11 protein-coding genes are annotated in these 10,419 nt (G+C 67.1%); all 11 read left to right on the top strand.

Features of this window, described 5'->3' with window-relative positions; all coding sequences use genetic code 11:
- Nucleotides 1-365 precede the first annotated feature (365 nt).
- The 11 genes from ACEQZD_RS10970 to ACEQZD_RS10920 all read left to right on the top strand — a co-directional run bounded on the left by ACEQZD_RS10970 (nt 366) and on the right by ACEQZD_RS10920 (nt 10,121).
- Nucleotides 366-2,003 carry a CTP synthase gene (locus tag ACEQZD_RS10970; RefSeq protein WP_142950217.1) on the top strand — a complete coding sequence of 546 codons (1,638 nt, stop codon included), beginning with the start codon at nt 366-368 and terminating at the stop codon, nt 2,001-2,003.
- 11 nt (nt 2,004-2,014) lie between these two features.
- A complete protein-coding gene (gene kdsA, locus ACEQZD_RS10965; RefSeq protein ID WP_335628478.1) occupies nt 2,015-2,860 on the top strand; it encodes a 3-deoxy-8-phosphooctulonate synthase in 846 nt (281 codons plus the stop codon).
- Nucleotides 2,861-2,890: 30 nt separating this feature from the next.
- Entirely contained in the window at nt 2,891-4,183 is a 1,293-nt protein-coding gene (gene eno / locus ACEQZD_RS10960; RefSeq protein WP_335628477.1) for a phosphopyruvate hydratase, read from the top strand.
- Nucleotides 4,184-4,246: 63 nt separating this feature from the next.
- Nucleotides 4,247-4,558, top strand: a complete 312-nt coding sequence (gene ftsB, locus ACEQZD_RS10955; RefSeq protein ID WP_142950214.1) for a cell division protein FtsB — start codon at nt 4,247-4,249, stop codon at nt 4,556-4,558.
- A complete protein-coding gene (ispD, locus tag ACEQZD_RS10950) occupies nt 4,551-5,294 on the top strand; it encodes a 2-C-methyl-D-erythritol 4-phosphate cytidylyltransferase (protein WP_335628476.1) in 744 nt (247 codons plus the stop codon). Before ftsB ends, ispD begins: the two co-directional genes overlap by 8 nt.
- Complete coding sequence (ispF, locus tag ACEQZD_RS10945) at nt 5,279-5,764, top strand: 2-C-methyl-D-erythritol 2,4-cyclodiphosphate synthase (protein ID WP_194856906.1); 486 nt, start codon at nt 5,279-5,281, stop codon at nt 5,762-5,764. The genes ispD and ispF overlap by 16 nt, the downstream gene beginning before the upstream one ends.
- A complete protein-coding gene (truD, locus tag ACEQZD_RS10940; protein ID WP_370185421.1) occupies nt 5,761-6,816 on the top strand; it encodes a tRNA pseudouridine(13) synthase TruD in 1,056 nt (351 codons plus the stop codon). Before ispF ends, truD begins: the two co-directional genes overlap by 4 nt.
- Nucleotides 6,817-6,856: 40 nt before the next feature.
- On the top strand, nt 6,857-7,513 hold the full coding sequence (locus ACEQZD_RS10935) for a protein-L-isoaspartate(D-aspartate) O-methyltransferase (RefSeq protein ID WP_194856908.1): 657 nt from the start codon (nt 6,857-6,859) through the stop codon (nt 7,511-7,513).
- Nucleotides 7,510-8,433, top strand: coding sequence for a DUF368 domain-containing protein (locus ACEQZD_RS10930; RefSeq protein ID WP_194856909.1), 924 nt, complete (start codon nt 7,510-7,512; stop codon nt 8,431-8,433). Before ACEQZD_RS10935 ends, ACEQZD_RS10930 begins: the two co-directional genes overlap by 4 nt.
- 4 nt (nt 8,434-8,437) lie before the next feature.
- On the top strand, nt 8,438-9,208 hold the full coding sequence (locus ACEQZD_RS10925; RefSeq protein ID WP_370185419.1) for a peptidoglycan DD-metalloendopeptidase family protein: 771 nt from the start codon (nt 8,438-8,440) through the stop codon (nt 9,206-9,208).
- A 1-nt stretch (nt 9,209) separates the two neighbouring features.
- Complete coding sequence (locus tag ACEQZD_RS10920; RefSeq protein ID WP_370185417.1) at nt 9,210-10,121, top strand: cation diffusion facilitator family transporter; 912 nt, start codon at nt 9,210-9,212, stop codon at nt 10,119-10,121.
- Nucleotides 10,122-10,419 lie beyond the last annotated feature (298 nt).

Here is a 10,419-nt window from a genome sequence, read left to right as displayed (position 1 = left end):
TGTTTGGCCAGGGATGGCCAAACGCCGAGCCTACATGGATGTACTCGTGGCGTGTCCTGGACGGGCCCACCCGATCCCGGTGCGGGCTCTCTGGAGAGAAAGGTCTCTGGCATCCTGCCGGGAGCTTCGCTCCCTTTCGCGGGCAGGGCCCGCTCCCACTAAGCCAAGACGATATTGGTTTCCCGGATAGCGCCTCTCTGGTATCATTTTTTGCCATCCTGACGTCGCCCAGGCGTCCGAAATCCGGCCATCCCGTATTTATCGAAGAGAACCTTTGCCCACCCCGGCGGGCAAGGGTATTTTTTTGGAAGGCGTTCGGGCTCCCGCAAGCGGGCGCGTTCAATCCATGACTTACTGGTGGGTGCATGGCACGTTTTATTTTTGTCACCGGCGGGGTGGTGTCCTCCCTCGGAAAGGGAATCACCGCGGCGTCGCTGGCTTCCCTGTTGGAAGCCCGTGGCCTGAAGGTCACCCTGATCAAGATGGATCCCTACATCAACGTGGATCCGGGCACCATGAGCCCCTATCAACACGGCGAGGTGTTCGTCACCGAGGACGGCGCCGAGACCGACCTGGATCTGGGGCACTACGAGCGCTTTATCCGCACGCGCCTGACCCGGCGCAACAGCTTCACCACCGGCCGCGTCTACCAGGACGTGCTGGATAAGGAGCGCCGCGGCGAGTACCTGGGCGCCACCGTGCAGGTGATCCCGCACATCACCGACGAAATCAAACTGAAGATCGAGCAGGGCGCCGGCGACGCCGACGTGGCGATCGTCGAGATCGGCGGCACCGCCGGCGACATCGAATCCCTGCCGTTCCTGGAGGCGGTGCGTCAGCTGCGCGTGGAGCTGGGCTCCAGCCGCTCGCTGCTGGTGCACCTGACCCTGGTGCCCTACATCGCCTCCGCCGGCGAGATCAAAACCAAGCCGACCCAGCACTCCGTGAAGGAGCTGCGCTCCATCGGCCTGCAGCCGGACATTCTGGTGTGCCGGGCCGACCATCCGGTGCCCCAGGGCGCCCGGGAAAAGATCTCCCTGTTCACCAACGTGGAAGCGCGGGCGGTGATTTCGGCGCCGGACTGCAAGACCATCTATCAGGTGCCGCGAGTGCTGCACGAGCAGGGCATGGACGACATCATCGTGGAGAAATTCCACCTTGATCTGCCGGCGCCGGACCTGAGCGAGTGGGACCGGGTGGTGGAAGCGCAGCTCAACCCGGAACGCCAGGTCACCATCGGCATGGTGGGTAAGTACATTGATCTGGCGGACGCCTACAAGTCGCTGAACGAGGCGTTGATGCACGCCGGCATCGCCACCCGGGCGAAGATCAATATCCGTTATATCGACGCCGAGGACATCGAGCGGGACGGCACCGCCGAGCTGGGCGAAGTGGACGCCATTCTGGTGCCCGGCGGCTTCGGCGACCGGGGCACCGAGGGCAAGATCGCGGCGATCCGCTACGCCCGGGAAAACAAGGTGCCGTACCTGGGCATCTGCCTGGGCATGCAGTTGGCGGTGATCGAGTACGCCCGCCATGTGGCCGGCCTGACCGGCGCCCATTCCACCGAGCTCAAGCAGGACACGCCGGACCCGGTGGTGGCGCTGATCACCGAGTGGACCCGCGAAGACGGCAGCAAGGAGCTGCGGTCGGCAGCGTCGGACCTGGGTGGTACCATGCGCCTGGGCGGCCAGGAGTGCGTGCTGGTGGACGGCAGCGTGGCGGCGAAGTGCTACGGCAAGACGCACATCATCGAGCGTCACCGCCACCGCTACGAGGTCAACAACAACTACCTGGACAAGCTGGAAGCCGCCGGCCTGAAAATTGTCGGCCGCTCCCACGACGGTGAGCTGGTGGAAGTGATCGAAGTGGGCGACCATCCCTGGTTCGTGGCCTGCCAGTTCCACCCGGAATTCACCTCCACGCCGCGTGACGGCCACGGTTTGTTCAAGGGCTACGTGGAAGCGGCCCTGGCGGCGCACCGGACGTCGTCCGCCATCTGAAGGAGTAGAGCATGCGGAACATCACCATCGAGCTGGGTGATCTGGCGTTCGCCAACGACCGGCCCATGGCTCTGTTCGGCGGCATGAACGTGCTGGAATCCCGCGACATCGCCCTGCGGGTGGCCGAGGCCTACGCCGAGGTCACCGGCAAGCTGGGCATGCCCTGGGTGTTCAAGGCCAGCTTCGACAAGGCCAACCGCTCGTCGCTGCACTCCTACCGGGGCCCGGGCATGGAAGAGGGCCTGAAGATCTTTCAGGAGATCAAGGACACCTTCGGCTGCCCGGTGATCACCGACGTGCACGAGCCCTACCAGGCGGCGCCGGTGGCGGAAGTGGCGGACATCATCCAGCTGCCCGCCTTTCTGGCGCGGCAGACCGACCTGGTGGTGGCGATGGCCCGCACCGGTGCCATCATCAATATCAAGAAGCCGCAGTTCCTGGCTCCCCAGGAAATGAAGCACATTCTGCACAAGTGCGAAGAGGCCGGTAACGAGCGGCTGATTCTGTGCGAGCGCGGCTCGTCGTTCGGCTACAACAACCTGGTGGTGGACATGCTCGGCTTCGGCATCATGAAGCAGTTCGGCTACCCGGTGTTCTTCGACGTGACCCATGCGCTGCAGATGCCCGGCGGCCGCTCCGATTCCGCCGGCGGGCGCCGCCAGCAGGTGGCCGAACTGGGCCGCGCCGGCATCAGCCAGGGCATCGCCGGGCTGTTCCTGGAGGCCCATCCGGACCCGGATAACGCCAAGTGCGATGGCCCCTGCGCCCTGCGTCTGGACCGCCTGGAGCCATTCCTGACCCAGATGCAGACCCTGGATAATACCGTTAAGGCGTTTCCCGCCTTCGACAACCATTGAACCCGATTTCGTTTCTGGAGACCGTCTCCCATGTCCAAGATCGTTGACGTCAAGGCCCGCGAGATTCTTGATTCCCGTGGCAACCCCACCATCGAAGCCGATGTGATTCTGGAGAACGGCGAGCGCGGCAGCGCCTGCGCGCCCAGCGGTGCCTCCACCGGTTCCCGCGAGGCGCTGGAGCTGCGTGACGGCGACAAGAGCCGCTACCTGGGCAAGGGCGTGACCCGCGCCGTGGGCAACGTCAATTCACAGATCCGCGAGCTGCTGGTGGGCCGCGACGCCGCCGATCAGCGCGCGCTCGATCAGGCCATGATCGACGCCGACGGCACCGAGAACAAAGGCAACCTGGGCGCCAACGCGATCCTGGCGGTGTCCCTGGCCGCCGCCAAGGCCGAGGCCCAGGCGCAGAACAAGCCGCTCTACGAGTACATCTCCGATCTGCAGGACGACGACAACGAGTACTCCCTGCCGGTGCCGATGATGAACATCATCAACGGCGGCGAGCACGCCGATAACAACGTCGACATCCAGGAGTTCATGATCCAGCCGGTGGGCGCGCCCACCGTGGCCGAGGCGATCCGCTACGGCGCCGAGGTGTTCCACGCCCTCAAAGGGGTGCTGAAGAAGCGCGGCCTGAACACGGCGGTGGGCGACGAGGGCGGTTTCGCCCCGGACCTGCCCAGCAACGAAGCGGCGCTGGAAGCGATCATGGAAGCCATCGAGATCGCCGGCTACAAGGCCGGCGACGACATCACCCTGGCCCTGGACTGCGCCTCCAGCGAGTTCTACAAGGACGGCAAATACGTGCTGGCCGGTGAGGACCGCACCATGGACGCCGCCGGCTTCGCCGACTATCTGGCCGAGCTGTGCGACCGCTACCCGATCATCTCCATCGAAGACGGCATGGACGAATCCGACTGGGACGGCTGGAAGACGCTCACCGACAAGCTCGGCGACAAAATCCAGCTGGTGGGCGACGACCTGTTCGTCACCAATACCAAGATTCTGCAGCGCGGTATCGACGAGCACATCGCCAACTCGATTCTGATCAAGTTCAACCAGATCGGCTCCCTGTCGGAAACCCTGGACGCCATCAAGATGGCCAAGGACGCCGGCTTCACCGCGGTGATCTCCCACCGCAGCGGTGAGACCGCCGACACCACCATCGCCGACCTGGCGGTGGCCACCGCCGCCGGTCAGATCAAAACCGGCTCGCTGTGCCGCTCCGACCGGGTGGCCAAGTACAACCGGTTGATCCGCATCGAGGAGGAACTGGGCCGTGCCGCCTATAACGGGCGCAAAGAGTTCCGGTTCCTGGGCTGACGCCAGCATGGCCGGCCGTAGCGTTCCGTTCCCCGGCCGTGGTCAGGCGCCGTGGGGCGCGCGATGAAAGTGTCGCCCGCCCGCCAGGTGGTGCTGGCCGTACTGGCGCTGGTGCTGCTGGTGTTGCAGGCGCGGCTGTGGTTTGGCGAGGGCAGCCTGCGCCACGTGGCCAGCCTGGAGCGGCAGGTGGAAGTGCTGAATGCCAAGAACGCCGAACTGGCCGAGCGCAACCGCCTGCTGGCCGCCGACGTGCGTGACCTGAAAGAAGGCACCGAAGCGGTGGAGGAGATCGCCCGCAAGGATCTCGGCATGATCCGTGACGGCGAAAGCTTTTTCCTGATCGTGGAGCCCCAACAGGACCCGGACCGTGACTGAGCGCCGCTCTCTATCCTTGCCGCCTCCCTTGTTCGCCGTGGTGCCCGCCGCCGGTGTCGGCGCGCGCATGGGCGCCGGGCTGCCCAAGCAGTACCTGACCCTGCAGGGCCGTACCCTGGCCGAGCATACCCTGGGCCGGCTGCTGGCCTTCGCGCCGTTGCAGGCGGTGGTGGTGGCGGTGGCCGACGGCGACCCCTGGTGGCCGGAACTGGCGGTGGCCGGCCATCCCCGCGTCACCAGCGTCACCGGCGGCGCCAGCCGCGCCCGGTCGGTGCTGGCCGGAGTGGCGGCGGTGCTGGAGCGGGCGCCGGACGCCCGCGTACTGGTGCATGACATGGCGCGGCCGCTGGTGCGGCTGTCCGATATCCAGGCGCTGCTCGACCATGACGACCGGGGCGACGGCGCGATCCTGGCGCGGCCGGTCACCGACACCATCAAGCAGGCGGACGCGGACACCCGTATCCGAGCCACCCTGGACCGGTCGCTGATCTGGCGGGCGCTCACCCCCCAGCTGTTCGACGCCCGCCGTCTGCACGACGCCCTGCTCAGCGCCCTGCGCGACGATCCCGAGGCGATCACCGACGAGGCCTCGGCGCTGGAAGCGGCGGGTGCCCGGCCGGCGCTGGTGGCCGGCCACGCCGACAACATCAAAATCACCGTTCCGGAAGATCTGGCGCTGGCGCGCTTTTATCTCCGGGCCCAGGAAGAGGAAGGGCTGGCATGGCAATTCGTATAGGCCAGGGGTTCGATGTGCACGCCTTCTGCGAGGGCGACCATGTGATGCTGGGCGGTGTGCGCATTCCCCACGAGCGCGGCCTGAAGGCCCACTCCGACGGCGACGTGGCCCTGCACGCCCTGGCCGACGCGCTGCTCGGCGCCCTGGCGCTGGGCGACATCGGCCACTACTTTCCGGATCACGATGAGCGCTGGCGCGGCGCCGACTCCGGCGGCCTGCTGCGGGCGGTGATGGACGGCGTCAGCACCGCCGGCTGGCGCATCGGCAACCTGGACCTGACGGTGATCTGCCAGGCGCCCAAGCTGGCCGACCATATCGCCCCCATGCGGCGCCGCATCGCCGGCCTGCTGGACTGCGGCATGGATCAGGTGTCGGTGAAGGCCACCACCACCGAGCGGCTCGGGTTCACCGGCCGGGGCGAGGGCATCGCCGTGCAGGCGGTGGTGCTGCTCACCCACGAGGACCAATGAGCCGCGACGCCGACCTGCCGGCGCCGCTGCCGGCCACGCCCGCCGCCCACGGCGGCCCCTTCGGTAAAGCGCTGCTGCGCGCCGGCTTCGAGGATTTCCGCGTCACCGAGATTATGAACGTGGTCCCGGAAGGCGAGGGCGAGCACCTCTGGCTGGAGATCGAAAAAACCGACTGGAACACCGAGGACGTGGCCCTGTGGCTGGCCAAACAGGCCGGCATCCACCGTCTTGCCGTGGGCTACAGCGGCCTCAAGGACCGCCGCGCCGTGACCCGCCAGTGGTTCAGCCTGCATCTGCCCGGCAAAGCGGACCCGAACTTCCCCTGGCCGGCGGGCCTGGTCGCTCTGCAGGCGCGCCGTCACCGGCGCAAGCTCAACCGGGGCACGCACCGCGGCAACCGCTTCGAGATCGTGCTGCGTGAACTGGACGCTGACCGCGACGCCCTGGAGCGTACCTTGCATACCCTTTCCGAGCGCGGCGTGCCCAATTACTTCGGCGAACAGCGCTTCGGCCGGAGCGGCGGCAACTGGCAACGCGGCCAGCAATGGCTGTTGGGCGGCGAGGCCCCCCGTAAACGGGCGCTGCGCGGTATCTGGTTGTCGGCGGTGCGCAGCGGCCTGTTTAATCGGGTTCTGGCCGAGCGGGTGCGCGAGGGCGTCTGGGACCGGCCGCTGGAGGGCGATATCCTCCAGCCCCGTGACAGCCGCGGGCTGTTTGAAGCCGACCAGGACGCCAGCGCCGGCGCCCGCGTGGCCGCCGGCGAGGTGCACCCCACCGCCCCTTTGCCGGGGAAGGCGGGCATGGCATCATCGGCGGCTTGCCGGCAACTGGAAGCGCGCGCCCTGAACGGCTGTGACGCCCTGGTCGATGCGCTCGCCGGGGAAGGGGTGGACGCCGCGCGCCGGGCCACGCGGTTGCCGGTGAATGGCTTACAATGGGCCTGGAGCGAGGGCGACGTGCTGACGCTGGGGTTTGATCTGCCCACCGGCGCGTTCGCCACCACGGTGCTCGCCGAGTTGGTGGAAACACATACGCCGGTCAACGATAACTAAACCTCCGGCGCGTCATTGGATTGGGGATGCATTAACACACATGAACACAGAGCTGCGCGGTATTGGCATGACGTCGGCACGGACCCGGGAAAGGCTGATCAGCCGCCTGCGGGAAGCGGGCATCGAGGACGAGCGCGTTCTTGAAGTGATCCGCAACACCCCCCGTCACCTGTTTATCGACGAGGCCCTGGCTCACCAGGCCTATGACGATACCGCCTTGCCCATCGGTTACGGCCAGACCATCTCCCAGCCCTGGGTGGTGGCGCGCATGACCGAGCTGCTGATCGCCGACCGGGTGCCGCCCAAGGTGCTGGAGATCGGCACCGGCTGCGGCTACCAGACCGCCGTGCTGGCCGCGCTCTGCGAGCAGGTGCATTCGGTGGAACGGATCCGCCCGCTGCAGGACCAGGCGCGCCGCCGGCTGATCAGCCTGGGCATGGCGCGGGTGCAGCTCAAGCACGCCGACGGCGGTTTCGGCTGGAAAGCCGCCGCCCCCTTCGACGGCATTCTGGTGGCCTGCGCGCGCCCGGATATTCCCGATGAACTGCTCGGCCAGCTGGCCGACGGCGGCCGCCTGGTGATGCCGGTGGGCGACCGGGTGCAGAAGCTCACGGTGGTGGAGCGTCACGGCGACGACATCACCACCCGGGCCCTGGACACGGTGCGCTTCGTGCCGTTTCAACGGGGCGTGCAATGAGCGGGCCCTGGCGTCCCGGCCTGTTCCTGCGGGGCATGGCCATGGGCGCCGCGGATGTGGTGCCCGGCGTGTCCGGCGGCACCCTGGCGCTGATCACCGGCATCTATCAGGAACTGATCGATACCCTGGGCGGCATCGGTCCGCGACTGCTGGGCGTGTGGCGGCGCCAGGGTTTCCTGGCGTTCTGGCGGGCCGGCAATTTTACCTTCCTTTGCACGCTTTTGGCGGGAATCCTCACTAGCATTGCGCTACTGGCCCGGATGATCGGCTGGCTGCTGGAGAACCATCCGGTGCCGGTATGGGCGTTCTTTTGCGGTCTGATCCTGGCCAGCATCGTGATGGTGCTCAAGCCGCTGCAGCAGCGCGGGGTGACGCAGGGCGTGGCCTTCGTGATCGGCACCACGCTGGCGGCGCTGATCGCCCTGGCCCCCGGGCTGGGCGCCTACCCGGTGTCGCCGCTGATCTTTTTCCTCGGCGGGGCGCTGGCGATCTGCGCGATGATCCTGCCGGGCATTTCCGGCAGCTTTATTCTGTTGCTGCTGGGGTTGTATCCCTCGGTGCTGGCCGCGGTGGAGCAGGGCGACTGGCCCCTGTTGCTGGCGTTCATGGCCGGCTGCGCCTGCGGCTTGCTGGCGTTCGTGCGGCTGTTGAAATGGCTGCTGGCGCGCCACCACGACACCGTGATGGCGCTGCTCGGCGGTTTCATGGCCGGCTCCCTGGTGAAGCTGTGGCCCTGGCGGCTGAGCGTGGAGGGCGGTGTCGGCGACCGTTGGCTGTGGCCGGCGGAGTACGCCCGCGCGGTGCAGGGCTCCAGTGAGCTGCCCGCGGCCCTGGTGATGACCGCGGTGGGTCTGGTGTTGGTGTGGTTACTTTCTTTCGCCGCGCCCGGGCATAATGAGGTCACTGAAACGGACGAGTAACCTTTTGCGTGTTTTGCTCTCCACATTGTTGTCGCTGTGTCTGTGCGGCTGCGCGGTAGGGAATCCGCCGCCGGTGGTGGACATCTATCAGCGCGACAGCAAGGCCACCAAAGTGACGTCGGGCAGCCACCGGGTAGCGCGTGGCGAAACCCTGTATTCCATTGCCTGGCGTTACGGCTGGGATTACCGGGCGCTGGCCGAGGCCAACGACATCGACGCGCCGTACACCATCTATCCCGGCCAGACCCTCTCTTTCGCCGGCGGCCCCAAGCAGGCCACCCGGCCGTCCCGCCCGCCCGCCTCGTCGAGCAGTGCCCCGGCCAAGCCGTCGTCCGACGCCGCTAAGGCGGAACCGGCCCCGCCGCCCGCACCCAAACCCAAGCCGAGCACCGACACCGGCCCGGTGAACTGGCAGTGGCCGGCCTTCGGTGAGGTACTGGAACGTTTCTCCAAGGCCTCCGGCGGGCGCCGCGGCATCACCATCGGCGACCGCGAGGGCAGCCCGGTGCGCGCCGCCGCCGACGGCCGCGTGGTCTACCGGGGCAGCGGCCTCACCGGCTACGGCAACCTGCTGATCGTCAAACACAACGACCGCTGGCTGAGCGCCTACGCGCACAACAGCAGCCTGCTGGTGAAAGAGGGCGACCGGGTCAGCGCCGGCGACAAGATCGCCACCATGGGCGCCAGCGGCACCTTCCGCACCCAGCTTCACTTCGAGATCCGCAAGGACGGCCAGCCGGTGGACCCGCTCACCGTGCTGCCGAACCGGTCGTGATATGAACGCCGACAGCGAACGTCAGCAACGCCGCCTTCTGACCCTGGCCGCCAGCGCCTCGGTGGCCACCGCGCTGGTATTGATCGCGGTGAAAACCGTGGCCTGGATGATGACCGGCTCGGTGAGTCTGCTGGCGTCCCTGGTGGACTCGGTGATGGACTCCCTGGCGTCGCTGATGAACTTCGCCGCGATCCACTATTCGCTGGTCCCCGCCGACGACGAGCACCGCTTCGGCCACGGCAAAGCGGAAGCGCTGGCCGGCCTGGGGCAGGCGGTGCTGATCGGCGGCTCGGCGCTGTTTCTGCTCAAGGAAGCGGTGCTCAAACTGATCGAACCGGCGCCGCTGGAGGCCACCGCCCTGGGCGTCGGCGTGATGGTGTTCTCGATCCTGCTGACCGCGCTGCTACTGCTCCTGCAGCGCTATGTGGTGCGCCGCACCGGCTCCACCGCCATCGACGCGGACGCGCTCCATTATCTTTCCGACCTGGCCGTGAACCTGGGCATCATTTTCACACTGATCTTGGCCGGCTACGGCTTCGAGGAGGTCGACGGCATCGTCGGCCTGGCGATCGCGCTCTATATTCTGCGCTCCGCCTGGAAAATCGGTTGGGACTCCACCCAGCTGCTGCTCGATCATGAGCTGCCCGGCGAGGTGCGCGACGTGATCAGCGCGGTGGTCGCCGAACAGGAAGACGCGCTCGGTTTCCACGACCTGCGCACGCGCCAGTCCGGGCGCACCCAGTTCATCCAGCTGCACGTGGACATGGACGAGACCTTGTCGCTGCGCGACGCCCACGACCTCGGCGAGCGCATCCGCGCCGGCATCGTCGAGCACTACCCGGCGGCGGAAGTGATCATCCACCACGACCCCGTCGCCGAGCGCCCCCACGTTCCCATCGACGACCACCACTAGCGACCCTTTTGGGATGGGCCCTCCAGCTGGGCCGCGGGTCATAGCACGGATTGTGCGAGCGGGCCTTGCCCGCGAAAGGGAGCGAAGCTCCCGGCAGGATCCCAGAGGCTTTTCTCTCCATAGAGCCCGCACCGGGATCGGGTGTGCCCGTCCAGGACACGCTGCAAGTACATCTATGTACACCTCTTGCAAGTGTTGCTTGTCTGCGATGGCTCAGTGAGCAAGGGAGATTAAACTGCGTACGTCTATCCGGCCTGTTGGTTGGGCCGATTTATAGACGGCCCTGGCCCTCATGAGA

Origin of the sequence: Alloalcanivorax sp. (genome assembly GCF_964221125.1) — a bacterium.
GTDB classification, from domain to species: domain Bacteria; phylum Pseudomonadota; class Gammaproteobacteria; order Pseudomonadales; family Alcanivoracaceae; genus Alloalcanivorax; species Alloalcanivorax venustensis.
Note: the sequence above shows the minus strand (reverse complement) of the source record. Positions and strands in the feature narration are given on the sequence as shown.